Genomic DNA, 26942 nt, shown 5'->3' on the forward strand with positions numbered 1-26942 from the left:
GAGGCATGGCAGGCAGCGCCAGCCCGCCTCTTCTTGTTGTTGAGTATCACCTTGTGGGGCATTGCAGAGGACAGTGATCAGCCGGTGATCATCGGCAGGTCCAGCCCCTGCGCTTGCGCGCACTCAATGGCGATAGCGTAACCGGCATCGGCGTGACGCATGACACCGGTGCCTGGATCATTGGCCAGCACGCGAGCGATACGGGCGGCCGCCTCGTCGCTGCCATCACAGACGATGACCATGCCCGAATGCTGGGAGAAGCCCATGCCGACACCGCCGCCATGGTGCAGCGACACCCAGGTGGCACCGCTGGCGGTATTGAGCAGGGCATTGAGCAATGGCCAATCGGAGACCGCGTCGGAGCCATCGCGCATGGCCTCGGTTTCGCGGTTGGGGCTGGCTACCGAACCCGAATCGAGGTGGTCGCGTCCGATCACGATCGGTGCCGACAGCTCACCACTGCGCACCATTTCGTTGAACGCCAGGCCCAGCTTGGCCCGTAGCCCCAGCCCTACCCAGCAGATGCGGGCCGGCAAGCCCTGGAAACTGATGCGCTCGCGGGCCATGTCCAGCCAGCGGTGCAGGTGGGCGTCATCGGGGATCAGTTCCTTGACCTTGGCATCGGTCTTGTAGATGTCTTCGGCATCGCCCGACAACGCTGCCCAGCGGAAGGGGCCGATGCCGCGGCAGAACAGTGGGCGAATGTAAGCCGGCACGAAACCTGGGAAATCGAACGCGTTGGCCACACCCTCTTCCTTGGCCATCTGGCGGATGTTGTTGCCGTAGTCGAAAGTGGGGACGCCCTGCTGCTGAAAATCGAGCATGGCCTGCACATGCACGGCCATCGATTGCTTGGCCGCCTTGACCACGGCTACCGGGTCGGTCTGGGCGCGGTCGCGGTACTGCTCCCAGGTCCAGCCGGCAGGTAGGTAGCCGTTGAGCGGGTCATGCGCGCTGGTCTGGTCGGTGACCATGTCTGGCCGCACCCCGCGCCTGACCAACTCAGGCAACACTTCGGCCGCGTTGCCATGCAAGGCAATGGAAATGGCCTTGCCTTCGGCGGTGTAGCGGGCGATGCGCGCCAGCGCGTCGTCCAGGTCCGTGGCCTGCTCATCGACATAGCGGGTTTGCAGGCGGAAATCGATACGGCTTTGCTGGCACTCGATGTTCAGCGAGCAAGCCCCGGCCAGGGTCGCGGCCAATGGCTGGGCCCCACCCATGCCGCCCAAGCCTGCGGTCAGCACCCACTTGCCCTTCAGGCTGCCGCCATAGTGCTGGCGACCCGCCTCGACGAAGGTTTCGTAAGTGCCTTGTACGATGCCCTGGCTACCGATGTAGATCCAGCTGCCCGCGGTCATCTGGCCGTACATGGCCAGGCCCTTGGCGTCGAGTTCGTTGAAGTGCTCCCAGCTGGCCCAGTGAGGGACCAGGTTCGAGTTGGCAATCAGCACGCGTGGGGCGTTGCTGTGGGTCTTGAACACGCCGACCGGCTTGCCGGACTGGACCAGCAAGGTTTCGTCGTCTTCCAGACGGGTCAGGGTTTCGACGATCTTGTCGTAGCAGTCCCAGTTGCGCGCGGCCCGGCCGATGCCACCGTACACCACCAGCTCCTTGGGGTTTTCGGCGACCTGCGGGTCGAGGTTGTTCATCAACATGCGCAGTGGCGCTTCAGTCAGCCAGCTTTTGGCAGTGAGCGTATTGCCACGCGGGGCACGGATTTCAACGTCACGGTATTTGTTGTTGTCGGTCACGGGAATGTCCTTTGCGGTCGGCTGCAGCAGATATGTCGTGGAGCAATACAAACACATCTTTACTTGTATGTACAAGCATGGACAAGTGAAATTCTCAAACCGTGTCGCTGCAAGCGATGCCAGCCCAGGGTCAGCTCAACGGGGATCGAGTTCGATCAGGCAGCACCGCCCCTGTACGTCCAACGCCAGCAACGCTTCGTTGCCTTCCAGTTGCAGGCAGTCATGCTGCTCCAATTGCAGGGCCTGTTGCCCCGCCTTAACGTCTACCGCTTGGCTGCCGGCAAACAGCAGCACGGTCGAAGCCGAGGTGTGCACACGATTGAAACCTTCCAGCCATTGCAAGCGTGCCCGATAGCGCTGCGGTGCATAGATGAGGTTGAAATCACGAATCGGCCCGCCGATCAGTTGGCAATCGACCTCGCTTGCCCCGTCGAATGCAAACCCGTCGAAGGGCACCAACGGCCGGCTGGGTTGGCCGTCTACCAACAGACGCATGCCATCGCCCTGCAGCACGGTGATGATCCGCTGGTAGCCGGCGAAGCTCGAAAAGGCACCCGACGCCTGGATATCGGCAATCGACAGGCGCCAGCCGAAACCGTCCAGGCCCTGGCCTTGGTCACGGGCGATTTCCTCGGTGAAGCCGCCGCCGTTTTTCCAGGCCATGCGCGGGTAGCCCCGCGCCTGCAATACATGCACTCGGCTCATTTGCCAAAACGTCCTTCCAGGCGGTGGCGCGAACCGGGGTGAATCAGCCGCGCGGCCGTGACCGGCTGGCGCCCGGACCAGGTACGGCGGCGGATGAGCAGGCATGGCTCGCCGCGTTCGATTTGCAGGAGTTGGCACTCCTCGGGCTCTGCCAGGATCGCCTCGACCACATGCTCACCCTCTGTCAGTGGGGCTACCTGGGACAGATAGGCATAAGGCGTTTGACGGGTGAAGTCCTGCAGCAGATATTCGGGCGCCACGGCCGCGTTGACGTAGCGATCCTCGATCTGCACCGGGGTATCGTTCTCGAAATGCACGATCAGCGAATGAAACACCCGCTGGCCTTCGCGCATGTTCAAGGCCAGCGCTCGCTCGGAACCTGCCGCTTCCTCGGCAAGCACCACGACCTGACAACTATGCCGATGCCCACGCGCGGCGATTTCATCGGCGATGTTGTTCACTTCGAACAGCGCCGAGCGGCCTTTGGGTTCGGCTACGAAGGTGCCGACACCTTGCATGCGCACCAACAGCCCTTCGGCTGTGAGCTCGCGCAGGGCGCGATTGATGGTCATGCGGCTGAAGCCCAGTTGGCTGACCAGTTCGCTTTCCGATGGCACACGGTGATGCGGCGGCCAGCTACCGTCATCAATGTGCTGCTTGATCATCTGTTTGACCCGCGCGTACAGCGGCGCCGGGCCCTCGCCCATGGGGGCAACCAGCGCGTTGACAGGAGGTGTCGGCACGGCCAGGAATCCTTGTGCATAAGAAATGAGCATTAGCTTGCCGGAGTTTACCCGGCAGGCAAACGCCTGTATATGTATATACAACCTAACAAAAACAGGAGCCTGTAATGCCCGCCTATTTTGCCCAACGTGCCTTGTTGCCCTCAGGGTGGGCCCGCGATGTGCGCTTCGACGTCGGCGTGGACGGGTACCTGACGCGGGTTGAAGCCGACGCTTGCGCCGACGGCGCAGAGCATCTGGCGGGCCCCGTACTGCCCGGTATGCCGAATGTGCATTCCCATGCGTTCCAGCGCGCCATGGCCGGGCTTGCCGAAGTCGCCGGCGACCCCAGTGACAGCTTCTGGACCTGGCGCGACCTCATGTACCGCCTGGTCGGGCAGATCACAGCTGAGCAGTTGCAGGTCATCGCCCGCCAGCTCTACATCGAGATGCTCAAAGCGGGCTATACCGCGGTGGCGGAGTTCCATTACGTGCACCACGACCAGGCAGGTAATGCGTATGCAGACCCGACCGAGTTGTCTCGCCGGATCAGCGCAGCGGCCGCGCAGAGCGGTATCGGCCTGACCCTGCTGCCGGTGCTTTATAGCCATGCAGGCTTTGGCGGCCAGACGCCAAGCGCTGGCCAACGCCGGTTCATCCAGTCCACCGACCACTACCTGCAACTGCAGGCGCGACTGGCGCCGCTGGTGGCCGCGCAACCGGCGCAGAGGCTGGGCTTGTGCTTTCACTCGCTGCGGGCTGTGACGCCTGGGCAAATCGCCGAGGTGTTGGCAGCCAGTGACGATCAATGCCCGGTGCACATTCATATTGCCGAGCAGCAACGGGAAGTCGATGACTGCCTGGCCTGGAGCGGTCTGCGGCCCTTGCAATGGCTGTATGAACACGTGGCCGTGGATGAGCGCTGGTGCCTGGTACACGCCACCCACGCCCAGCCCGACGAAGTGACAGCCATGGCCCGCAGCGGCGCCGTGGCGGGATTGTGCCTGACGACCGAAGCCAACCTGGGCGACGGCATTTTCCCGGCTGCGGATTACCTTGCGCAGGGCGGGCGCCTGGGGATTGGTTCGGACAGCCATGTCTCGCTAAGCGTGGTCGAAGAGCTGCGCTGGCTGGAATACGGCCAACGCCTGCGCGACCAAAGGCGCAACCGCTTGCATCGCCATGATCAACCCATGGTCGGGCGCACCTTGCTTGACGCTGCGTGGGCAGGGGGTGCACAGGCGCTGGGCCAGCCCATTGGCGAACTGGCTGTAGGCAAGCGCGCCGACTGGCTGGTGCTTGATGATCAGGACCCCTACATCGCCACAACCGATGGCGACGGCATTCTCAATCGGTGGCTGTTTGCCGGCGGCGATCGGCAGGTGCGCGACGTGATGGTCAATGGACAGTGGGTGGTACGCCAAGGCCATCATCTGCAAGAGGAGCAAAGCCGGGCGGCATTCGCTCAGGTGCTGCGGCAGCTTTTGGGATGAAGGGATCGAGGCCGCGTAGTGGCGACCGCGATTCAAGCTGAGGCAGTACAGGAGAACCCGGTAGGCTTGACGTTCCTTTCGGCCCACCACGCCTGCAACGTCCTCAGTGCATCTTGACGATCTGCTGATCGGAAGCTCGCCAAATCAACCGGCTGGTGTCGTAGCCCTGCTGGCGAGCCTTGGCCAGCAAGTGCTCGCGCTCCCAGGCCGGCAAGCTGGGCGTGCGTGACAGAATCCACAAGTATTTGCGGTCCGGGCTGCCGACGACCGCGGTGCGGTACCGCTCGTCCACGTACAAGATCCAGTATTCGCCCCTGGCAACGCCCGGGACCAGCCGTGTGAACCAGTTATCGAACTCGACCCACAGCCTGTCGGTATGACCTGGCGCCTCGATATAGGCGCGGCCCTCGGCACGCAACCACTCGTCACCCAGGGTGCGGCAGCGGTTCAGCAGACCGAACGACCCGTCGGGCCGTAGGTTGTAATGCGCCTCGGACTGTTCGCAGCCGGCCTGATAGCGCATGGGCAAGCGTGCAAGCTCGTACCACTTGCCCTGATAACGCTTGAGATCAACCTGCCCTGCGGTTTTCGGTGCAAGCGGGTCATTCATCGACCCCGCGCACCCGCCGAGCAAGAGGGTTAGGCACAGACCCAACAGCAGACCGACAGCCCTCATTTGAGGCCCTGCCCGGAATACATCAAGACTTTGTTCGACGCGTACTGCACGCTGATGAAGCTACGTTCGTCCCCCCACGTGCAACTGCTCATGCCCAAAGCGCCCGAGCACTCGGTTGGCGTGCCGAGCAATTGCTCGACGTCGGCCTTGCTCATGCCAGCCTTGAGTTTGGAATAGTTTTCCTGATTGATCTTGCTGCAGGCGACAAGCACGACACACAGCGACAACAGGGCGAGGGAACGCAACGACATGAAGACACTCCTGAACGAGGGAGCAGGCGAGTGGCCTGCAGTGCCCTTCGACGGGAAAATGCCTCCCAGGTTCCCTGGTGGGCCTGCCCATGACTGCTACCGCTGATCGGGAAAACGGCTTATTCGAATGAGCCTCCGGGGGATGGGTGTGTTCTGTATGGGGTTTTATATGCTTGGGCTAGCCCTGAAATAGCGGACACCACTGGGGCCGCTGTGCGGCCCATCGCGGCCGGTCCGGCGCCCCGGCGAGGCCGCTCCTACACTGACCGCGTGATGCCTGAATAGGCGAGGCCGCAGAACGTGGCGGGACCGGCTTTACCGGTATGCCAGACTGGCCGTAAAGCGGCCCCAGCTGCGAACCCGTCAATTCAGGCGCTACGTGGTTGGTTGGAGCGGCCTCGCCGGGGCGCCGGACCGGCCGCGATGGGCCGCACAGCGGCCCCAACGGTTTCAAGTCAATCGCATTAGCCCATGAAGGGCGGCCTCAGGCATTGGACGCACAACGCCGCTTCAGAACCTGGAACCGGGCTCGAGCAGAAAGTCCATTTCTTCACTGGTACTTGGCCTGTCCAACACCAGGTTGCGGTGCGGGAACCGGCCGAACCGCTCGATCACCCGCTGGTGCTGCTGGGCATAATCCAGAAAACCTTCGAACAACCGACGGTTGGCTTCAGGCTGCTCATCGAGCAGCACCTGGTAGCGCTCGACGGACATGTTCTGCCAGTCCAGCACTTCGGCATGTTCGAGCACCAGCAGCACGAATACCCGCTGGATCGGGAGCAACTGGTAATCCCAGTCCTTCTGCAACCCTTGCAGGGCAACCACTTGCGCACGCCGATCACCTTCGAACGCACGCGGCGTGTCGCGGTAGATCATGCGTGGCAACTGATCGAGCAGAAGCAGAAGCCCGAGCCAGCCCTGAGGGCTTTGCTGCCACTCGTCTAGCCCGCCAGCCAACGCCTGTTCTACAAGCTCACCGAACAGCGCCTGAGCCTCGGCGTCGTGATGCTTGCCGAACCATTGGGCGCTCTTCTCGTCAGCCACGGCCTGGGCACTGGTGCCCCAACCGAACCACCATTCCAGCAAAGGCTGCCAAGGTGCGAGCATGACTTACTCCTTGTGGTAGGCGGTGACGCGCTCGACCTCTTCCTTCGAGCCCAGGATCACCGACACGCGCTGGTGCAGGCTTTCTGGCTGAATGTCGAGGATGCGGTCGTAACCGTTGGTGGACGCGCCACCGGCCTGTTCGATGATGAACGACATCGGGTTGGCCTCATACATCAGGCGCAGCTTGCCCGGCTTGCTCGGCTCACGGGCATCGCGCGGGTACATGAACAGGCCGCCACGGGTCAGAATACGGTGTACGTCGGCCACCATCGAGGCGATCCAACGCATGTTGTAGTTCTTTTTCAGCGGGCCGGTCTCGCCTGCCAGCAACTCGCCCACGTAGCGCTGTACCGGGGCTTCCCAGTGACGCTGGTTGGACATGTTGATGGCGAATTCGGCGGTGGTTTCCGGAATACTGATGTTCTCGTGAGTCAGCACGAAGCTGCCCAATTCGCGATCCAGGGTGAAGCCCTTGACGCCGTTGCCCAGGGTCAGGATCAGCATGGTTTGCGGGCCATAGATGGCATAGCCGGCCGCCACCTGCTCGGTACCCGGCTGCAGGAAGGCATTTTCGTTCAGGGTTTCGTTCTGGCTCAGGTACTCGTTGGGGCAACGCAGTACCGAGAAGATGGTGCCGACCGACACGTTGACATCAATGTTGGAGGAGCCGTCCAGCGGGTCGAAGACCAGCAGGTAGGCACCTTTGGGGTAGCGACCCGGAATCTGGTAGGCATTGTCCATTTCTTCGGACGCCATGCCGGCCAGATGACCGCCCCACTCGTTGGCTTCGAGCAGGATGTCATTGGAGATCACGTCCAGCTTCTTCTGAACTTCGCCCTGGACGTTTTCGGTGCCCATGCTGCCCAGCACGCCGCCAAGGGCGCCCTTGGACACGTGGTGGCTGATTTCCTTGCACGCACGCGCCACCACTTCGATCAGGAAGCGCAGATCGGCAGGGGTATTGTTGCTGCGGGTCTGCTCAATCAGATAGCGACTAAGGGTAACGCGGGACATGTATGGCTCCAACAGGATTGGGGATGGAAAACCCACGCAGTTTACAGGGAGAGCGGCGGGCTAGCGAGCGATGAGACTCGCCACGGCTGTCAGACGGCACAATGGATCGGGAGTTCAGCGCTCGCCAGGCCGACGGTCGGGCACCGGGCTGCCGGCCCCATCCTGGCGCCGGCCAGCCTGTGCTCGCTACAGATGGCAACGCTGACGAGCCAGAGCGGTGCCCCCCTGGCCGTCCCTGTGTCAGTCCAGTGCCTTCCAGATCTCGGTCGCGTACTCGCGGATGGTCCTGTCCGACGAGAACCAGCCCATGCGTGCCGTGTTCAGCACAGCCATGCGCCACCACTGCTGCGGCTGGTGCCACAGGTCTTCCACCCGTTGCTGAGCATCCCAATAGGCATCGAAGTCGGCGCAGACCATGAAGCGGTCGTAGCCAATCAGGCCATCGATCAGACCGGTGTAACGCGAAGGGTCGTCCGAGGAGAACACGCCACTGCGAATGGCCTGCAACACATCGTTCAAGCGCCCGGAGGCCGCGATGGCAGCAGAGGCACCAAAATCGCCAGCGCGCTTGCGCGCCTCGACCTGCTGCGCCGTCAACCCGAAGATGAACATGTTGTCGGGGCCGACCTGCTCACTCATCTCCACGTTCGCGCCATCGAGGGTGCCGATGGTCAGGGCGCCATTGAGGCCGAACTTCATGTTGCTAGTACCCGAGGCCTCGTAACCGGCAGTGGATATCTGCTCGGAAAGGTCCGCGGCCGGGATAATGCTTTCGGCTAGGCTGACGTTGTAATTGGGCAGGAACACCACCTTGAGCAGGCCGCGCACGGTGGGATCGTTGTTGACCACGCGCGCGATGTCGTTGGTCAGCTTGATGATGAGCTTGGCCTGATGGTAGCTGGCCGCCGCTTTGCCCGCGAAGATCTTGACCCGCGGTACCCAGTGCGTACCCGGGTCGTGGCGAATGGCCTGGTACAACGCGACGGTGTGCAGCAGGTTGAGCAATTGCCGCTTGTACTCGTGGATGCGCTTGACCTGCACGTCGAACATCGCCTCCGGGTTCACCGTAACGCCCACCCGGTCCTGGATGATGCTCGCCAATGCACGCTTGCTGTGCAGCCGCTGCGCCGCGAACTGCTTGCAGAAACTGGCTTTGTCGGCGAACGGAGCCAGCCCGGTCAACAGCCGCTCAGGATCGTCCAGAAGTTCCGGGCCCAATGCCTCCACCAGCATGCGGGTCAGCTGGGGGTTGGACTGGTAGAGCCAGCGGCGGAAGGTGATGCCGTTGGTCTTGTTGTTGATTCGCTGCGGGTACAGCTTGTGCAACTCGGAAAAGACCGTGCTTTTCATCAATTGGCTGTGCAGGGCCGACACGCCATTGACGCTGTGCGAGCCCAGGAAGGCCAGGTTGCCCATGCGCACCCGCCGGCCGTTGTCTTCTTCGATCAAGGACACAGCACGCAGCACGTCGAAGTCGTGCATGTCTTTGGCCCGCAACGAGTCGATATGGTAGGCGTTGATCAGGTAGATGATCTGCATGTGCCTGGGCAGCATGCGCTCCATCAATGCCACCGGCCAGGTTTCCAGGGCCTCGGGCAGCAAGGTGTGGTTGGTGTAGGCCAAGGTGCCCACGGTCAGTTCCCAGGCGGTATCCCAGGGGATCTGATGTTCATCGACCAGCAACCGCATCAGCTCGGCCACAGCAATGGAGGGGTGGGTATCGTTGAGCTGGATGGCCGCCGCATCGGGCAGGTTCAGCAAGTTATCGTGCATGTTCAGGTGCCGACGCAGCAGGTCTTGCAGCGATGCCGACACGAAGAAGTATTCCTGGCGCAGGCGCAGTTCCTGGCCAGCCTCGGTACTGTCGGCCGGGTACAGCACGCGGGAGATGCTTTCGGCGCGCGCCACCTCGGCAACGGCGCCCAGGTGGTCACCTGCGTTGAAGCGCTCCAGGTGCAGCTCTTCCAGCGCCCGTGCACGCCACAGGCGCAAGGTATTGACGCTGGAGCCTCGCCAGCCGACCACCGGCGTGTCATACGCCACCGCCCGGACGGTTTCGCTGGGTGACCACACCTGGCGCTGGTTGCCATGCGTGTCGCTGACCGTTTCGACGCTGCCACCAAAACTGATGGGGTAGATGACTTCGGCCCGCTCGAATTCCCATGGGTTACCGAAATCCAGCCAGTTTTCCGTCTGTTCCTGCTGCCAGCCGTCCACCATCGCCTGCCGGAACAGGCCGTGCTCGTAGCGGATGCCGTAGCCATGCGCAGCAATGCCCAGCGTCGACATGCTTTCCATGAAGCATGCCGCCAGCCGGCCCAGGCCGCCGTTGCCCAACGCCGCATCGGGCTCGAGCAGGCGAATGCGCTCCAGGTCCACATCCAGGCCGTCCAGCGCTTCGCGCGCGATGTCCAACAGGCCCAGGTTGCTCAGGCTGTCATACAGCAGGCGACCGATCAGGAACTCCAAGGAGAGGTAGTACACCCGCTTCTGGCTGCGTCGGTAGGATTGCCGGGTATGGTCCATCCAGTGATCGACCATATGGTCGCGCGCGGCCAGGGCGATGGCTTCGAACCAGTCATGGTCGAAAGCATGCTCCGGGTCCTTGCCGACGGCATAGGTGAGTTTATCCAGCACTGCGGCGCGAAAATCCGCGACTTCAGCGTCACGCGCTTTGGGTTCCTGGGACATGCGTCATCCTCGGGGCAAGTGGACAAGAGCAGAAAGCAAATGTTGAGCCTAGACGCTTCGACCGGCCGCAATCACCAGTGTTCGAGTATTTGCGCGGCAGCGTGCAACCGGTCATAAAATTGTTCATAAATTGAACAATTCCGGTATCATCGCGCGCCCTACACCGTGATCCACCTCATAAAACGATGAAAACGACCCTGATCGCCGCTGCCGAAGTCGACCGCCTGGAGACTTGGCAGCGCTATGCCAGCCACATGTGCGGCGGCTGCCACTCAACTTGCTGCACCTTGCCGGTGGAGGTCAAGATCAAGGACCTGATCCGCATCGGCGTGGTGGATGAATTCGAAAAAGACGAGCCGCCCAAAAACGTGGCCAAGCGCTTGCAGAAAGAAGGCATCATCGAGCGCTTCAACCAGAAGTCGGGCATCTTCACCCTGACGCGCATGAGCAACGACGATTGCATGTATCTGGATCGTAAGAGCCGGCTGTGCACCATTTATGACAAGCGCCCCGACACCTGCCGCAACCATCCGAAGGTCGGACCACGGCCGGGGTATTGTGCTTACAAGCCGAAGGTGGTTGGGCGCTGAGTCGCAATAGGGCTCGATAACCTTTCGTATTTTTACTGACTGCTGGAGCCTCGCTGGCCACCGACAGGGCAACGAGTCGCCAGACAAACAAAAACGCCCCCGGCCTTTCGACCGGGGGCGTTTTCATTGGGCCTGAGCTAACTCAGTTCTTGGCTTTCTTGGCAGCGCGGGTACGCTCGCCTTCGTCCAGGATCTTCTTGCGCAGACGGATCGACTTAGGTGTGACTTCGCACAGCTCGTCGTCCTGGATGAATTCCAGGGCCTGTTCCAGGGTGTGACGCACTGGCGGTACCAGGGCGATGACTTCGTCCTTGCCCGAAGCACGCATGTTGTCGAGCTTCTTGCCTTTGGTCGGGTTCACGCCCAGGTCGTTGTCGCGGCTGTTCAGGCCAATGATCTGACCACCGTAGATTTCCTGACCGTGCTCGACGAACAGCTTGCCGCGCGCCTGCAGGGTTTCCAGGGAATAGGTCAGCGCCTTGCCAGTCTCGACCGACACCAGCACACCGTTCAGACGACCGGACATCTGGCCCGACTTCATGGTGTCGTAGCGGTCGAAGATCGAGGTCAGGATGCCTGCACCGTTGGTCAGGGTCAGGAACTGGTTACGGAAACCGATCAGGCCACGGGCCGGGATGTTGTACTCAAGGCGCACACGGCCTTTGCCATCCGGAACCATGTTGGTCAGGTCGCCCTTACGCAGGCCCATCTCTTCCATGACCTTGCCCTGGGATTCTTCAGGGATGTCGATGGTGACGTTTTCGAACGGCTCTTGCTTGACGCCGTCGACTTCACGAATGATCACTTCCGGGCGGCCCACAGCCATCTCGAAGCCTTCGCGACGCATGGTTTCGATCAGTACCGACAGGTGCAGCTCGCCACGGCCCGATACCTTGAACTTGTCAGGGGAATCGGTTTCCTGAACGCGCAGGGCCACGTTGTACAGCAGTTCCTTGTCCAGACGGTCCTTGATGTTCCGGCTGGTGACGAACTTGCCTTCCTTGCCGCAGAACGGCGAATCGTTGACCTGGAAGGTCATGGATACGGTTGGCTCGTCAACGGTCAGTGGCTTCATCGCCTCGACCGCGGTTGGGTCACACAGGGTGTCGGAGATGAACAGCTCGTCGAAACCGCTGATGCAGACGATGTCGCCAGCCTGGGCTTCTTCAACGTCGACGCGGTGCAGACCGTGGTGGCCCATCAGCTTCAGGATACGACCGTTACGCTTCTTGCCGTTGGTGTCGATGGCGACAACCGGGGTGTTGGGCTTGACGCGACCACGGGCGATGCGGCCAACGCCGATCACGCCGAGGAAGCTGTTGTAGTCCAGTGCCGAGATTTGCATCTGGAACGGGCCGTCACGGTCAACCGAAGGCGCAGGTACGTTGTCGATGATCGACTGATACAGCGGGGTCATGTCTTCGGCCATATCGGTGTGGTCCAGGCCGGCGATGCCGTTCAGGGCCGAGGCGTAGACGACTTTGAAGTCCAGCTGCTCATCGGTGGCGCCCAGGTTGTCGAACAGATCGAAGATCTGGTCCAGAACCCAGTCAGGACGCGCGCCCGGACGGTCGACCTTGTTGATGACCACGATTGGCTTGAGGCCAGCTTCGAACGCCTTCTTGGTCACGAAGCGGGTCTGTGGCATCGGGCCGTCCTGGGCATCGACCAGCAGCAGCACGGAGTCGACCATCGACATCACACGCTCAACCTCGCCACCGAAGTCGGCGTGGCCGGGGGTGTCGACGATGTTGATGTGGTAGCCGTTCCAGTTGATGGCGGTGTTCTTCGCCAGAATGGTAATGCCGCGCTCTTTTTCCTGGTCGTTGGAGTCCATCACGCGCTCGTCGTTGAGCTCGTTACGCTCGAGCGTGCCCGACTGGCGCAGGAGTTTGTCGACCAGGGTGGTTTTACCATGGTCAACGTGGGCGATGATGGCGATGTTACGCAGATTTTCGATCACAACTGTATCTCGATCAGAGGATTCGGTTGCCGCCAGTGTAGGCGGCGAATAAGTACGTTTGAGGCTCAGCGGGCCCGTAGGTCGGGAGGGCGATGGCGGATGCTGCCGCCATACAGCCCTGGCGTCTTATGCCGGACGATAAACACGCACATTGGCATGTCCCTCACTGAGCAGGTGGTGTGCGTGCAGACGGCTCATCACACCTTTGTCGCAATACAGCAAGTACTGGCGCGTGGGGTCCAGGTGCTTGAACTTGCTGTTGATGGCATAGAACGGGAGCGCCTGGACTTCGATACCGTCGATCGCCAGAGGCTCGTCCTCCTGGGCGTCGGGGTGGCGGATATCGATGACGATCTGGCCCGGCAATGCCTCGGCCACTTCTTCGATCTCGATGTCCTTGCCCAGCTCATCGATCACATGGTCGATGGAGATGAACTTGGCGCGCTCAATGGCGCGCTCGAGCACCTGCATCTCGAACTGCTTTTCTTCGTGCTCCATGCGGTGACGCTTGGCATGGGTGGTCGGGTTCACCGAAATCACGCCGCAGTACTCAGGCATGTGCTTGGCGAAATCGGCGGTCCCGATGGCGTTGGCCTGGTCGATGATGTCCTGCTTGTGGGTCGCCAGCAGAGGGCGCAGCACCAGCATGTCGGTGGCCGAGTCGATGATCGACAGGTTCGGCAGGGTCTGGCTGGACACCTGGGATATGGCTTCGCCGGTCACCAGTGCGTTGATCTCGAGTCGCTCGGCCATGCGCGTCGCGGCGCGCAGCATCATGCGTTTGAGGGTGACGCCCATGTAGCTGTTGTCGACCTTGTTGAGGATCTCGCCGACCACTTCCTCGAAGGGCACGCTGATGAACAGTACGCGCTGGCTGCTGCCGTACTTCTTCCAAAGGAAATGTGCCACTTCCATCACGCCCAGTTCGTGGGCACGTCCGCCGAGGTTGAAGAAGCAGAAGTGCGTCATCAGGCCGCGACGCATCATCTGGTAGGCGGCCACGGTAGAGTCGAAGCCGCCGGACATCAGGACCAAGGTCTGCTCCAGGGCGCCAAGCGGGTAACCGCCGATCCCCTGGTGCTGGTTGTGGATCACGAACAGGCGCTGGTTGCGAATTTCGATGCGTACCAGCACATCCGGGTTCTTCAACGTGATACCGGCCGCACCGCACTGCTGGCGCAACTGGCTGCCAACGTAGCGATCAACGTCCATCGACGTGAAGTCGTGGTGCCCACCGCGCTTGCAACGCACCGCAAAGTGCTTGCCAGCCAGCAGGTGACCGAAGTGCTGCTTGCACTTGGCAACGATGTCGTCGAAGTCACCCAGGGGGTACTCCTCGACCTGCAGGAAGTGGGTGATACCCGGTGTACAGGTCAGGCGCTCGACGATCTCGCGCTGAACCTTGTCGTCCTCGATGCGGGTGATCACTTCGAGGTTGTCCCAGACACCATCGACCACGAGCTCAGGATCCAGATCCTTGAGCACGTTGCGGATGTTCTTGGCGAGCTGACGGATGAAGCGCTTGCGCACCGGCCGGCTCTTGATGGTGATCTCTGGGAAGACTTTGACGATAAGTTTCATTGGTTTACAGCGCGCGCAGGGCCTGCCGAAAATGAGGGGCGCGAATTATATCGGAAATTGCTCAGGATTTGACCAACTTTTGAGCAGAAGCTTGCAGAAAAATGCAGGAGACCACCTTCAGACACCGCGCTTTGGGGCTTGAGGAGGTATCTGCATGGTAGGGGTAGACGGCGCATAGCATCTGGTTGAACCCATACCTGGAACATGGCCAGCTCACAGCCATCCAACCCGACGCACCCTATTGGTGCGAAACTCAAAAAAATCGCATCGTAAGGGTGCACTTTTTCATCTGCAGCCCCAGCCAGATGCCCGTAAACGCCTCCTTCTGTCCAGACCTCGCCATTTTCGAGCACTGGCATGCAATTTGCTCCCTTGTGAGGCAGGTAAGCTTGGCCGACTATCCGCGCCCGGCAACACCCTTTTTCCAGGGCGGCGGCCAACCGTGCCCTAGACCATCCGGAGGACAACATGTCGAAGTCGGTTCAGCTCATCAAAGATCATGACGTCAAGTGGATTGATCTGCGTTTCACGGACACCAAAGGTACTCAGCACCACGTGACCATGCCGGCGCGTGATGCGTTGGACGAAGACTTCTTCGAAGTCGGCAAGATGTTCGACGGCTCCTCCATCGCTGGCTGGAAAGGCATCGAAGCCTCCGACATGATCCTGATGCCGGTGGACGAAACTGCCGTTTTGGATCCGTTCACCGAAGAGCCGACGCTGATCATCACCTGTGACATCGTCGACCCGTCGAGCATGCAGGGCTACGACCGCGACCCACGTGCGATCGCCAAGCGCGCAGAGGAATACCTCAAGAGCACTGGCATCGGTGACACCGTGTTCGCCGGCCCAGAGCCTGAATTCTTCATCTTCGACGAAGTGAAGTTCCAGTCGGACATCTCCGGCTCGATGTTCAAGATCTTCTCCGAGCAAGGCTCGTGGATGACCGGTGCCGATATCGAAGGCGGCAACAAAGGCCACCGTCCAGGCGTCAAAGGTGGCTACTTCCCCGTGCCACCCTTCGACCACGACCACGAAATCCGTACTGCCATGTGCAACGCACTGGAAGAAATGGGCCAACTGGTCGAAGTGCACCACCACGAAGTGGCCACTGCCGGCCAGAACGAAATCGGCGTCAAGTTCAACACCCTGGTGAAGAAGGCCGACGAAGTCCAGGCTCTTAAGTATGTCGTGCACAATGTTGCCGACGCCTACGGCCGCACCGCGACCTTCATGCCAAAGCCGCTGTACGGCGACAACGGCTCGGGCATGCACGTGCACATGTCGATCTGGAAAGACGGCAAGAACACCTTCGCAGGTGAAGGCTATGCCGGCCTGTCTGACACCGCCCTGTACTTCATCGGCGGCATCATCAAGCACGGTAAGGCCCTGAACGGCTTCACCAACCCGTCGACCAACTCGTACAAGCGTCTGGTCCCAGGTTTCGAAGCACCGGTAATGCTGGCCTACTCGGCGCGCAACCGTTCGGCTTCGATCCGTATTCCCTATGTTGGCAGCCCGAAAGCCCGCCGTATCGAAGCGCGCTTCCCGGACCCATCGGCCAACCCATACCTGGCCTTCGCGGCCTTGCTGATGGCTGGCCTGGACGGCATCCAGAACAAGATCCACCCAGGCGATGCAGCCGACAAAAACCTGTATGACCTGCCGCCTGAAGAAGCCAAGGACATCCCGCAGGTGTGCGGCAGCTTGAAAGAAGCGCTGGAAGAGCTGGACAAAGGTCGTGCGTTCCTGACCAAGGGCGGCGTCTTCTCCGACGACTTCATCGACGCGTTCATCGAGCTCAAGAGCGAAGAAGAAATCAAGGTCCGCACCTTCGTTCACCCGCTTGAATACGAGCTGTACTACAGCTGCTGATCTGATCGGCGCCTGGCGCCGATGACATGATCGAAACGGCCTCCCTTGGGAGGCCGTTTGCGTTTTGGACTTCAAGCATTTCGGAAGTTGCCTACCTCGATCCGTTGCCCTTCCCTCTCAAAATCAAGCCTCCATCCTAAGGAGGCACCCCATGCGCAATCGACTGCTTTGCCTGCTCACCGCGTTCAGCTTGAGCGGCTGCAGCGCCGCTTCACCGCGGCACCCTGCTCTTGAGCCGTTGCTAGATACCATTGAGCAGCGCCTGGCCATTGCACAGGCCGTTGCCCTGCACAAATGGGACAAAGAGCAACCCGTGCAAGCCACTGACCGCGAGCAAGCAGTCTTGGCGCGCGTGCAGGTGGCCGCGCCCGGGCTGGGCCTGGCCCCGCACGATGCCGAAGCCTTTTTTGCCGACCAGATAGAAGCCAACAAGCTCGTGCAGTACACCCTGCTTCACCAATGGCGCCTGGAAGGGCGGGCGCCGGACAACCTTCGGGCGGACCTGCAGACCGTCATTCGCCCGAAGCTGGACAGGCTACAAGGTCAGTTGCTTAAACAGCTCGCGGCATTCAGGCGTCAGGACGGTCAGGCCTGCGCACGAAGCGTGGCCACCGCTATTGCGAGCCGGCCAAGTGCACCGCTGATGAAGCAGGGCATGATCAGGGCAACTGGCCAGCTTTGCGATCCGTCTTAAACACCCTATGCTCCAAAATGGTGCAGCAATTCCATGGCCGCACTGCGATTCAAGCCATAATGAGGCACCTGAAACGTTAATGCAGTGTCTTCTGGTGCGAATCTGGGCGAAAACTCACAGGATTCTGTCGAATCTGCCTCTTTTCGGCGCCTTGGTTTGTTTCTTGCATTTCCAGACCAACAGCCACCACTGGATGTGTCGCGCATCGCGCGCCTCCTTTGCCAGCAAGCACCGAAAGAGGTCGACGCCGCACCATGACCATCAGCGATGCACAACACCGTCTGCTTTTGGACAACCTGACCACGGCCACGCTGCTGCTCAATGCCGAGCTGCGGCTGGAGTACATGAACCCGGCCGCCGAAATGCTGCTAGCCGTCAGTGGCCAGCGCAGTCACGGGCAGTTCATCAGCGAACTGTTCACCGAGTCCACCGAAGCGTTGAGTTCGCTGCGTCAGGCCGTGGAGCAGGCGCACCCCTTCACCAAGCGTGAAGCCCAGTTGACCTCGCTGACGGGGCAGACCATCACGGTGGACTATGCCGTCACACCAATCCTGCACCTGGGCCAGACCTTGCTCTTGCTGGAGGTCCACCCGCGCGATCGCCTGCTGCGCATCACCAAGGAAGAAGCCCAGCTGAGCAAGCAAGAGACCACCAAGATGCTGGTGCGTGGCTTGGCCCATGAGATCAAGAACCCGCTGGGCGGTATTCGCGGTGCAGCACAATTGCTGGCGCGTCAGTTGCCCGAAGAGAGCTTGCGCGATTACACCAACGTGATCATCGAGGAAGCTGACCGCCTGCGAAACCTGGTCGATCGCATGCTGGGCTCGAACAAGCTGCCGTCGCTGGCCATGACCAATATCCACGAGGTGCTGGAGCGGGTATGCAGCTTGGTGGAGGCCGAAAGCCAGGGCTGCATCACCCTGGCGCGCGACTATGACCCCAGCCTTCCGGACGTGCTGATCGACCGCGAACAGATGATCCAGGCGGTGCTCAACATCGTGCGCAACGCCATGCAGGCCATCAGCTCGCAAAATGAGCTGCGCCTGGGCCGCATCACCTTGCGCAGCCGGGCACTGCGCCAGTTCACCATCGGCCACGTGCGCCATCGCCTGGTGGCACGCGTCGAGATCATCGACAACGGCCCTGGCATCCCTGCCGAGCTGCAGGACACCCTCTTCTACCCCATGGTCAGTGGTCGCCCGGACGGTACCGGCCTGGGCCTGGCCATTACCCAAAACATCATCAGCCAGCACCAGGGGCTGATCGAGTGTGAAAGCCACGCAGGCCACACCGCCTTCTCAATCTATCTGCCCCTGGAACAAGGAGCCACCGCCTCATGAGCCGAAGTGAAACCGTATGGATCGTCGACGATGATCGCTCCATTCGCTGGGTCCTTGAAAAAGCCCTGCAACAGGAAGGGATGACCACCCAGAGCTTCGACAGCGCCGAGGGTGTCATGGGTCGCCTGGCCCGTCAGCAGCCAGACGTGATCATTTCCGACATCCGCATGCCTGGCTCCAGTGGCCTGGAGCTTCTGGCGCAGATACGCGACCAACACCCTCGCCTGCCGGTCATCATCATGACCGCACACTCGGACCTGGATAGCGCAGTGGCGTCATACCAGGGCGGCGCTTTCGAGTATTTGCCCAAACCTTTCGATGTGGATGAAGCGGTTGCCCTGGTCAAGCGTGCCAACCAGCACGCCCAGGAGCAGCAAGGGTTGGAGGTGCCGCAAAACCTGGCGCGCACGCCTGAAATCATCGGTGAAGCACCGGCAATGCAGGAGGTGTTCCGTGCCATCGGGCGCCTGAGCCATTCCAACATCACCGTACTGATCAATGGCGAGTCCGGTACGGGCAAGGAGCTGGTCGCCCACGCACTGCATCGGCACAGCCCGCGTGCAGCCGCACCTTTCATCGCCTTGAACATGGCGGCGATCCCCAAGGACCTGATGGAGTCGGAGCTGTTTGGCCATGAAAAAGGCGCTTTCACTGGCGCGGCCAACCTGCGTCGAGGACGCTTCGAGCAAGCGGACGGCGGCACACTGTTTCTCGATGAAATCGGCGACATGCCGGCCGATACCCAGACGCGCCTGCTGCGCGTGCTGGCCGACGGCGAGTTCTATCGCGTCGGCGGCCACATTCCGGTCAAGGTCGATGTGCGCATCATTGCAGCGACCCACCAGAACCTGGAGGCGCTGGTGCAGGCCGGCAAGTTCCGCGAAGACCTGTTCCATCGCCTGAACGTCATTCGCATTCATATCCCTCGGTTGGCAGATCGCCGTGAAGACATTCCCGCCCTTGCTCGCCATTTCCTGGCCAGGGCGGCCCAGGAGCTGTCGGTAGAACCCAAGGTACTCAAGCCCGAGACCGAGGAATTCATCCGCAACCTGCCATGGCCGGGCAACGTGCGACAGATGGAAAACACCTGCCGCTGGATCACGGTAATGGCTTCGAGCCGTGAGGTACTGATCGGCGATTTGCCACCTGAGTTATTGAACCTGCCGCAGGATGCCACGCCGGTTACCAACTGGGAGCAAGCGCTGCGCCAGTGGGCGGACCAGGCACTGGCGCGCGGGCAGACCAGCTTGCTCGACAGCGCCGTACCGAGTTTCGAACGCATCATGATCGAGACGGCCCTCAAGCACACCGCAGGGCGGCGCCGAGATGCGGCATTGTTGCTGGGATGGGGTCGCAACACCTTGACGCGCAAGATCAAGGAGCTGGGCATGAACGTCGCCGGTGGTGATGAGGAAGAGGGTGAAGACCACTAGGCGTCGACTGCTGCAGAACACCAGAGAAGGGCCGCTTAGCGGCCCTTTTCAGTTTGAGGGTTAGGTGCACCGTTGCTGTGCCACACGCACCGCCTGAAGGCACAAATGGCCGCGCATACTGGCCGTTTTCCCCCTTTTACCCCGCATTAACAGGGTTCAAAAGTTGGCACGGCACCTGCAATAAGACAAATAACTCCAGTTTCGGGGCCCTGGTACAGGCAGGCCAGGTGACCCCTCTTTTATTCGCTCACGCACACGTTTCGGGGACCTTGGTACAGGCAGGCCGGGAATCCCCTCTTTTATTCGTGCAGGTCCACCTGCACACGCCAGCGTCCAGATACTTCTTCACTGGACCAGTGACCCTGCAGCGTACGCGCAGCCACCACCGTCAACAGCAGGCCCTCCTGACTGTCCTGCACTCGCCAGCTGACCGGCTTGCCACGCACGGTCAGCTGCCCTCGCTGAGGGCGGCCCTTGGCCTGAAACAGCAACGCCACGGTGCCTTCCACAATCTCGCCATGCAGCTTGGGTTCTGCGTTGAACCACAACACCAACCCGTCTTGCGCCACGCTCACCTGCTGCAACTCACGCTCGACGGGCGCGGTCAGGCGGCCAATCATCAAGCCGATCATCACACCCACAATCGCCAATGAAAGCATCACCCGAGGGAAGGCTTTCGATCGCACGTCCAGTTCAGGGGTAGAATGCTCGCCATCTTCATGCTTGGAGCCGTGCATGTTTCACGTCATCCTTTTTCAACCCGAAATTCCACCCAATACGGGCAACATCATTCGCCTGTGCGCCAACAGCGGGTGCGCGCTGCACCTGATCGAACCCATCAGCTTCGAACTGGACGACAAGCGCTTGCGCCGCGCAGGCCTCGATTACCACGAGTATGCCACGCTCAAGCGCCACCCGAGCCTGGCGCACTGCCTCGAAAGCCTGGGCCAGCCACGGCTCTTCGCCTTCACGACCAAAGGTTCGCACCCTTTCCATGAAGTGGCCTACCAGCCAGGCGATGCGTTTCTGTTCGGCCCCGAAAGCCGCGGCCTGCCGACCGAAGTGCTGGACAGCCTGCCTGCCGAACAACGGCTGCGACTGCCCATGCGCCCCGGCTGCCGAAGCCTGAACCTGTCCAACACAGTGGCGGTGACGGTCTATGAAGCCTGGCGCCAGAATGGGTTTGCCGGCAGCTGACAAAGCGCCACGCAGCAGCGCAATAGCCCACGGGGGCCTGCTAGGGGCTTTATGCCAGGCAAACAAAAAGCGCCACTAAGGGCGCTTTTCGTGATGCGGGCGATCACTGCACGGTGGGTGCTTCGCCGGCTTCCTGCATGCGCTGCATTTCTTGCGCATACAGCGCATCGAAGTTGACCGGCGACAGCATCAGGGCCGGGAACGAGCCACGGGTCACCAGGCTGTCCAGGGTTTCGCGGGCATACGGGAACAGGATGTTCGGGCAGAACGCACCCAAGGTGTGGCTCATCGACTCGGCATCCAGGTTCTTGATCAGGAAGATACCCGCCTGCTGCACTTCGGCGATGAAGGCGACTTCGTCACCGTTCTTGACCGTCACCGACAGGGTCAGCACCACTTCGTGGAAGTCGCCTTCCAGGGCCTTTTGCTTGGTGTTCAGGTCAAGCCCAACGCTCGGCTCCCAGGTCTGACGGAAGATCTGCGGGCTTTTCGGGGCTTCGAACGACAAGTCACGCACGTAGATGCGCTGCATCGAGAACTGAGGGCTGTTGTCTTCTGCAGCAGCGCCGGTGGTCTGTTGGTCAGTCATGGCAGATCCTTATCCTAATGTTTGGGAATGCAGTGCAAAAATCAGTCGGCAAGCAGTGCGTCGAGCTTACCGGCGCGCTCCAGGGCATGCAGTTCATCGCAGCCACCGACGTGGGTGCTGCCGATCCAGATTTGCGGCACGGAGGTGCGACCGGCCTTCTGGGTCATTTCAGCGCGAACCTGCGGCTTGCCATCGACCTTGATTTCCTCGAATGCCACACCCTTGCTTTCGAGCAGGTACTTGGCACGCATGCAGTAGGGGCAGTAGTCGCTGGAATAGACGATGACAGGTTTCATATCACTTCACCAAAGGCAGGTTGTCGGCTTTCCAGCTGGAAACGCCACCGCTGAGCTTGGCAGCGTTGTAACCAGCCTTGAGCAGGTCGCGGCACACGGTGCCGGCATGCTGACCCATCGCGTCCACCACGATCAGGGTCTTGTCCTTGTGCTTTTCAAGCTCGGTCATGCGGGTGGCCAGCTTGTCCTGGGGGATGCTGAGCGCACCGACGATGTGACCGGCAGCATATTCCTTGGCCGGGCGAATATCGATTACCAGGCCTTTGTCGGCGTTGACCAGGGCGGTGAGTTGCCCATTGCTCAGGCTCTGCCCGCCACGGCGGATTTCGTTGACCAGCAATGCCGCCAGCAGAACGACGAAGATCGCCACCAGGAGGTAGTGGTTTGTCGCGAATTGAATCAGGTTAGCAACCATCTGGGGTGTTCCACGCGATTGAAAATGCCGGCCAGTATACACACCAGCCCGGTGCCACCAAAGCCTGACCGGGCCGCGAAGCAAGTGCCGTTACACAATGCCGTGAGGGTGCGCCGGTCGGGCTTGAGGACGATTATTCGCCCACACCGGCGCATTTGCCCTAAAATGCGTGTCTTTATCATCTTTGAACAACCGTGAGTTTGATTGATGACGAGCACGCCCAAACCCCTGGTCCTGATCATCCTGGACGGCTTCGGTTACAGCGAAAGCCCTGAGTACAACGCCATCCACGCCGCCAACACGCCGGTGTACGACCGCTTGCAGGCTACCCAGCCGCACGGCCTGATTTCCGGTTCGGGCATGGATGTCGGCCTGCCGGATGGCCAGATGGGCAACTCCGAGGTCGGCCACATGAACCTGGGCGCCGGGCGCGTTGTTTACCAGGACTTCACCCGCGTCACCAAGGCCATCCGTGACGGCGAGTTCTTCACCAACCCGGTGCTCACCGGTGCGGTCGATGCGGCGGCGGGCGCTGGCAAGGCCGTGCACATTCTCGGCCTGCTGTCCGACGGTGGCGTTCACAGCCACCAGGACCACCTCGTTGCCATGGCTGAGCTGGCTGCGCAGCGTGGGGCCGAAAAAATCTACCTGCACGCCTTCCTCGATGGCCGCGACACCCCGCCGCGCAGCGCCCAGTCCTCCATCGAACTGCTCGATGCCACGTTCGCCCGGTTGGGCAAAGGCCGCATCGCCAGTCTCATCGGCCGCTATTTTGCCATGGACCGCGACAACCGCTGGGACCGGGTGAGCGCCGCTTACAACCTGATCGTAGACAGTGACGCGCAATACACCGCCGACACTGCCCTGGCCGGTCTCGAAGCAGCCTACGCCCGCGATGAGAGTGATGAGTTCGTCAAGGCCACGCGCATCGGCGAGCCCGTCAAGGTCGAAGACGGCGATGCAGTGATTTTCATGAACTTCCGCGCCGACCGCGCCCGCGAGCTGTCGCGCGTGTTCGTCGAGCCGGACTTCAACGAATTCCCGCGCGCGCGTCTGCCGAAAGTGGCGGCGTTCATCGGCCTGACCCAGTATTCGGCCAAGATCCCGGCGCCGGCCGCCTTCGCGCCGGCCAGCCTGCACAACGTGCTGGGCGAATACCTGGCGAACAATGGCAAGACCCAGCTGCGCATCGCCGAGACCGAAAAGTACGCACATGTCACCTTCTTCTTCTCGGGCGGGCGCGAAGAACCATTCGAAGGCGAAGAGCGCATCCTCATTCCATCGCCCAAGGTCGCTACTTATGACCTGCAGCCGGAAATGAGCGCGCCCGAAGTCACCGACCGCATCGTCGAAGCCATCGAGCAGCAGCGTCATGACGTGATCGTGGTGAACTACGCGAACGGCGACATGGTTGGCCATACCGGTGTGTTCGATGCCGCAGTCAAGGCCGTCGAGGCCCTGGATGGCTGCATGGGCCGCATCGTCGCGGCGCTGGACAAGGTCGGTGGCGAAGCACTGATCACGGCTGACCATGGCAACGTCGAGCAAATGGAAGACGAATCCACCGGCCAGGCGCACACCGCACACACCACCGAGCCGGTGCCGTTCATCTATGTAGGCAAGCGCAACCTCAAGGTCCGCGAAGGCGGAGTGCTGGCAGACGTGGCACCGACCATGCTCAAGCTGCTGGGGCTGGAGAAGCCTGCCGAGATGACAGGCACGTCCATCCTGATCGACGCCTGACAGTCATGCCACACGCCACAAGAAGCACGGGCCAGTTCGCGGCCCTTTCCTGTGGCGTGTAGCGTGCAGCCTGCCGCTCATTCATACTAGGCCAGTCTCCATCCCCGGTATGCCAAACCCATGCTTCGCGCCCTGATCCTTCTCGCCTTGTCTTGCCTGCTCACCCCGGCGTTCGCCGACGAGCGCGCACAGACCCAGCAGCAACTGGACGCCACCCGCCAGGACATCGCCGAGCTCAAGAAAACCTTGGGCAAGCTCCAGGAAGAAAAGGCCGGCGTGCAGAAAGACCTGAAGGCCACCGAAACCGACATCGGCAACCTGGAGAAGCAGGTGGAGGCCCTGCAGCAGCAACTAAAAAAGACCGAGGGCGAGCTGGAGCGCCTTGATACCGAGAAAAAAAAACTCCAGAGCGCCCGCGTTGAACAACAGCGGCTGATTGCCATCCAGGCCCGTTCGGCCTATCAGAACGGCCGTGAGGAATACCTCAAGCTGCTGCTCAACCAGCAGAACCCCGAAAAATTCGCGCGAACGCTCACCTACTACGATTACCTCAGCAAGGCGCGCCTGGAGCAACTGCGCGCCTTCAATGACACCCTGCGCCAATTGGCCGGTGTCGAACGTGACATCGGCAGCCAGCAAGCGCAGTTGCTGGCCCAGCGCGCCGACCTCGACACCCGCCGCCAGGCATTGGAAGTCGAACGGGGTAAGCGCCGCGAGGTGCTGGCCAAGCTCAACGGCGATGTGAAGGACCGCGACCAGAAGCTGCGCGCCCGCGAGCAGGACCAGGCCGATCTTTCCAAGGTACTCAAGACCATCGAGGAAACCCTGGCCCGCCAGGCGCGTGAAGCCGAGCAGGCACGCCAACGCGCACTGCTGGCTCAGCAGGAGGCGGAAAAACGCCGCCAGCAAGAGGCACTCGCCGCCGCAGCCCGTGACAAGGCGCCCGAGCCAGCCGAGCCACCGCGCAAGGCCCGTGCGACCCTCGGGCCCATGGTTTCGAGCGACGGTGCCAGTTATGGCGGCGCATTTTCTGCTTCCCGTGGAAAACTTCCATGGCCCGTCAATGGTCGATTGCTGGCACGCTTCGGGGATGCCCGTGGCGGTGATTCACGCGCCAAGTGGGACGGGGTGATGATCAGTGCCAACCCCGGTACTCAGGTGCGGGCTGTCCATGGAGGCCGTGTGGTGTTCGCCGACTGGTTGCGTGGCGCCGGTCTTCTGGTCATTCTCGACCACGGCAATGGTTACCTGAGCCTGTATGGCCACAACCAGAGCCTGCTCAAGAGCGCCGGTGACGTCGTCAAGGCGGGCGAAGCCATTTCGACAGTCGGCGATAGCGGTGGCCAGGAGGCTGCCGGTCTGTATTTCGCCATCCGCCAGCAGGGCCGGCCTTCCGACCCCTCCCAGTGGTGCCGCGGCTAGTCAAACTTATGTGGCGCAGCGTGTGCTGTGCCCATGCTCCGAAGGGAGCGTCTACAGGATCAGGAGTTCGTTCGACATGCTGCACTCGCCCCGTCTTACCCAGCTGGCCCTGTCCATCGCCCTGGCGGTCGGCGCACCCCTGGCCATTGCTGCAGAGCCTGCCAAGGCGGCTGCCGTGCCCGTCACCGAGGTCACTGCCAAAGCGCCGCTGCCGCTTGAAGAGCTGCGCACCTTCGCCGAGGTCATGGACCGTATCAAGGCAGCTTACGTCGAGCCTGTCGATGACAAGACCCTGCTGGAAAACGCCATCAAAGGCATGCTCAGCAACCTCGATCCTCACTCGGCCTACCTGGGCCCTGAAGACTTTCAAGAGCTTCAGGAAAGTACCAGCGGTGAGTTTGGCGGCCTGGGCATCGAAGTCGGCCAGGAAGACGGTTTCATCAAGGTGGTCTCGCCCATTGATGACACCCCAGCGTCCAAGGCCGGCGTGCAGGCGGGCGACTTGATCGTGAAGATCAACGGCGCACCGACCCGCGGCCAGACCATGACCGAGGCCGTGGACAAGATGCGCGGCAAAGTGGGCGACAAGATCACCCTGACGTTGGTGCGCGATGGGGGTACGCCGTTCGATGTGACCCTTGCTCGTGCAGTCATTCAGGTTAAAAGCGTCAAGAGCCAACTGCTCGAGAACGATTACGGCTATATCCGCATCACCCAGTTCCAGGTCAAGACCGGCGACGAAGTGGGCAAGGCCTTGGCCAAGCTGCGCAAGGACAACGGCAAGAAGCTGCGTGGCGTGATCCTGGACCTGCGCAACAACCCGGGGGGCGTGTTGCAGTCGGCGGTGGAAGTGGCTGACCACTTCTTGACCAAGGGCCTGATCGTGTACACCAAAGGGCGGATCGCCAATTCCGAGCTGCGCTTCTCGGCTGACCCTGCCGATGCCAGCGAAGGTGTGCCACTGGTGGTGCTGATCAACGGCGGCAGCGCCTCGGCCTCGGAAATCGTCGCGGGCGCCTTGCAAGACCAGAAGCGCGGCGTGCTGATGGGCACCGACAGTTTTGGCAAGGGCTCGGTCCAGACCGTGCTGCCCCTGGCCAACGACCGTGCCCTGAAGCTGACCACTGCCCTGTACTTCACCCCCAACGGTCGCTCCATCCAGGCCCAGGGTATCGTGCCGGACATCGAGGTCCGCCAGGCCAAGCTTACGGCCGAAGCGGACAACGACAACTTCAAGGAAGCCGACCTGCAGGGGCACCTGGGCAACGGCAATGGGGGCGCCGACCGTCCCACCGGCAGCAGCAAGCGCAAGGAGCGGCCGCAGGACAACGACTTCCAGCTGAGCCAGGCCCTGAGCCTGCTCAAGGGCCTGAACATCACCAAAGGCAGCTGAG

Annotated in this window: 24 protein-coding genes; 10 read left to right on the forward strand and 14 right to left on the reverse strand. The window is 61.4% G+C overall.

Annotated elements, in window-relative coordinates:
- Positions 1–77: 77 nt before the first annotated feature.
- From hutU to hutC, 3 genes are all read right to left on the reverse strand, one after another.
- Positions 78–1751 carry a urocanate hydratase gene (gene hutU, locus ACF8E5_RS08670; protein WP_058604267.1) on the reverse strand — a complete coding sequence of 558 codons (1674 nt, stop codon included), beginning with the start codon at positions 1749–1751 and terminating at the stop codon, positions 78–80.
- 135 nt (positions 1752–1886) lie between these two features.
- A complete protein-coding gene (locus ACF8E5_RS08675) occupies positions 1887–2456 on the reverse strand; it encodes a HutD family protein (RefSeq protein ID WP_196186586.1) in 570 nt (189 codons plus the stop codon).
- On the reverse strand, positions 2453–3163 hold the full coding sequence (hutC, locus tag ACF8E5_RS08680; protein ID WP_173645899.1) for a histidine utilization repressor: 711 nt from the start codon (positions 3161–3163) through the stop codon (positions 2453–2455). Before hutC ends, ACF8E5_RS08675 begins: the two co-directional genes overlap by 4 nt.
- Positions 3164–3306: 143 nt before the next feature.
- Between hutC and ACF8E5_RS08685 the strand changes: the two genes are divergently transcribed.
- Positions 3307–4671: a formimidoylglutamate deiminase gene (locus ACF8E5_RS08685; RefSeq protein ID WP_145253761.1), complete on the forward strand. Its 1365-nt coding sequence runs from the start codon at positions 3307–3309 to the stop codon at positions 4669–4671.
- 103 nt (positions 4672–4774) lie between these two features.
- Here the strand turns inward: ACF8E5_RS08685 and ACF8E5_RS08690 are convergent, their stop codons facing one another.
- From ACF8E5_RS08690 to ACF8E5_RS08710, 5 genes are all read right to left on the reverse strand, one after another.
- Complete coding sequence (locus ACF8E5_RS08690) at positions 4775–5347, reverse strand: lipocalin family protein (protein WP_058604264.1); 573 nt, start codon at positions 5345–5347, stop codon at positions 4775–4777.
- Positions 5344–5598 (reverse strand): outer membrane protein assembly factor BamE, encoded by a 255-nt coding sequence (bamE, locus tag ACF8E5_RS08695; RefSeq protein WP_058604263.1) that lies wholly within the window; start codon positions 5596–5598, stop codon positions 5344–5346. Before bamE ends, ACF8E5_RS08690 begins: the two co-directional genes overlap by 4 nt.
- A gap of 510 nt (positions 5599–6108) precedes the next feature.
- Positions 6109–6705 (reverse strand): DUF924 family protein, encoded by a 597-nt coding sequence (locus ACF8E5_RS08700; RefSeq protein WP_023533038.1) that lies wholly within the window; start codon positions 6703–6705, stop codon positions 6109–6111.
- 3 nt (positions 6706–6708) lie between these two features.
- Positions 6709–7719, reverse strand: coding sequence for a class 1 fructose-bisphosphatase (locus ACF8E5_RS08705; protein WP_023532920.1), 1011 nt, complete (start codon positions 7717–7719; stop codon positions 6709–6711).
- A gap of 240 nt (positions 7720–7959) precedes the next feature.
- On the reverse strand, positions 7960–10410 hold the full coding sequence (locus tag ACF8E5_RS08710) for a glycogen/starch/alpha-glucan phosphorylase (protein ID WP_392475153.1): 2451 nt from the start codon (positions 10408–10410) through the stop codon (positions 7960–7962).
- 185 nt (positions 10411–10595) lie between these two features.
- Between ACF8E5_RS08710 and ACF8E5_RS08715 the strand changes: the two genes are divergently transcribed.
- Positions 10596–11000: a YkgJ family cysteine cluster protein gene (locus tag ACF8E5_RS08715; RefSeq protein WP_016712459.1), complete on the forward strand. Its 405-nt coding sequence runs from the start codon at positions 10596–10598 to the stop codon at positions 10998–11000.
- Between the two features lie 142 nt (positions 11001–11142).
- Here ACF8E5_RS08715 and typA read toward each other — a convergent pair whose 3' ends face one another.
- Both typA and thiI read right to left on the reverse strand, forming a co-directional pair.
- The gene (typA, locus tag ACF8E5_RS08720; protein ID WP_023532979.1) at positions 11143–12963 is read right to left on the reverse strand and encodes a translational GTPase TypA; all 1821 of its coding nucleotides are present in this window, start codon (positions 12961–12963) and stop codon (positions 11143–11145) included.
- Positions 12964–13089: 126 nt separating this feature from the next.
- Positions 13090–14544, reverse strand: coding sequence for a tRNA uracil 4-sulfurtransferase ThiI (gene thiI, locus ACF8E5_RS08725; protein ID WP_326383660.1), 1455 nt, complete (start codon positions 14542–14544; stop codon positions 13090–13092).
- 468 nt (positions 14545–15012) lie between these two features.
- Between thiI and glnA the strand changes: the two genes are divergently transcribed.
- The 4 genes from glnA to ntrC all read left to right on the forward strand — a co-directional run bounded on the left by glnA (position 15013) and on the right by ntrC (position 19886).
- Positions 15013–16419 carry a type I glutamate--ammonia ligase gene (gene glnA, locus ACF8E5_RS08730; RefSeq protein WP_023532915.1) on the forward strand — a complete coding sequence of 469 codons (1407 nt, stop codon included), beginning with the start codon at positions 15013–15015 and terminating at the stop codon, positions 16417–16419.
- Between the two features lie 151 nt (positions 16420–16570).
- Positions 16571–17113, forward strand: coding sequence for a chorismate mutase (locus ACF8E5_RS08735; protein ID WP_392475154.1), 543 nt, complete (start codon positions 16571–16573; stop codon positions 17111–17113).
- 254 nt (positions 17114–17367) lie between these two features.
- Positions 17368–18453, forward strand: a complete 1086-nt coding sequence (gene glnL, locus ACF8E5_RS08740) for a nitrogen regulation protein NR(II) (protein ID WP_058639155.1) — start codon at positions 17368–17370, stop codon at positions 18451–18453.
- Complete coding sequence (gene ntrC, locus ACF8E5_RS08745) at positions 18450–19886, forward strand: nitrogen regulation protein NR(I) (RefSeq protein ID WP_058639156.1); 1437 nt, start codon at positions 18450–18452, stop codon at positions 19884–19886. The genes glnL and ntrC overlap by 4 nt, the downstream gene beginning before the upstream one ends.
- Before the next feature lie 299 nt (positions 19887–20185).
- Here ntrC and ACF8E5_RS08750 read toward each other — a convergent pair whose 3' ends face one another.
- Positions 20186–20623: a hypothetical protein gene (locus ACF8E5_RS08750; RefSeq protein ID WP_058639157.1), complete on the reverse strand. Its 438-nt coding sequence runs from the start codon at positions 20621–20623 to the stop codon at positions 20186–20188.
- On the opposite strand from ACF8E5_RS08750, the gene trmL reads away from it, so the two are divergent.
- Positions 20622–21083 carry a tRNA (uridine(34)/cytosine(34)/5-carboxymethylaminomethyluridine(34)-2'-O)-methyltransferase TrmL gene (gene trmL / locus ACF8E5_RS08755; protein ID WP_058604254.1) on the forward strand — a complete coding sequence of 154 codons (462 nt, stop codon included), beginning with the start codon at positions 20622–20624 and terminating at the stop codon, positions 21081–21083. The two genes, ACF8E5_RS08750 and trmL, sit on opposite strands and share 2 nt — an antisense overlap.
- A gap of 103 nt (positions 21084–21186) precedes the next feature.
- Here trmL and secB read toward each other — a convergent pair whose 3' ends face one another.
- The 3 genes from secB to ACF8E5_RS08770 are packed head-to-tail and all read right to left on the reverse strand — an operon-like array spanning position 21187 to position 22383.
- Positions 21187–21672, reverse strand: coding sequence for a protein-export chaperone SecB (gene secB, locus ACF8E5_RS08760; protein ID WP_023532907.1), 486 nt, complete (start codon positions 21670–21672; stop codon positions 21187–21189).
- Between the two features lie 41 nt (positions 21673–21713).
- On the reverse strand, positions 21714–21968 hold the full coding sequence (gene grxC, locus ACF8E5_RS08765) for a glutaredoxin 3 (RefSeq protein ID WP_023532936.1): 255 nt from the start codon (positions 21966–21968) through the stop codon (positions 21714–21716).
- A 1-nt stretch (position 21969) separates the two neighbouring features.
- Positions 21970–22383 carry a rhodanese-like domain-containing protein gene (locus ACF8E5_RS08770; RefSeq protein WP_023532978.1) on the reverse strand — a complete coding sequence of 138 codons (414 nt, stop codon included), beginning with the start codon at positions 22381–22383 and terminating at the stop codon, positions 21970–21972.
- Between the two features lie 207 nt (positions 22384–22590).
- On the opposite strand from ACF8E5_RS08770, the gene gpmI reads away from it, so the two are divergent.
- From gpmI to ACF8E5_RS08785, 3 genes are all read left to right on the forward strand, one after another.
- Complete coding sequence (gene gpmI / locus ACF8E5_RS08775; RefSeq protein ID WP_058604253.1) at positions 22591–24126, forward strand: 2,3-bisphosphoglycerate-independent phosphoglycerate mutase; 1536 nt, start codon at positions 22591–22593, stop codon at positions 24124–24126.
- Between the two features lie 120 nt (positions 24127–24246).
- The gene (locus ACF8E5_RS08780; protein WP_196186515.1) at positions 24247–25548 is read left to right on the forward strand and encodes a murein hydrolase activator EnvC; all 1302 of its coding nucleotides are present in this window, start codon (positions 24247–24249) and stop codon (positions 25546–25548) included.
- A gap of 76 nt (positions 25549–25624) precedes the next feature.
- Positions 25625–26941, forward strand: coding sequence for a S41 family peptidase (locus tag ACF8E5_RS08785; protein WP_058604251.1), 1317 nt, complete (start codon positions 25625–25627; stop codon positions 26939–26941).
- Position 26942 lies beyond the last annotated feature (1 nt).

Source organism: Pseudomonas sp. WSY_20 (assembly GCF_043104335.1).
Lineage (GTDB): Bacteria > Pseudomonadota > Gammaproteobacteria > Pseudomonadales > Pseudomonadaceae > Aquipseudomonas > Aquipseudomonas parafulva_B.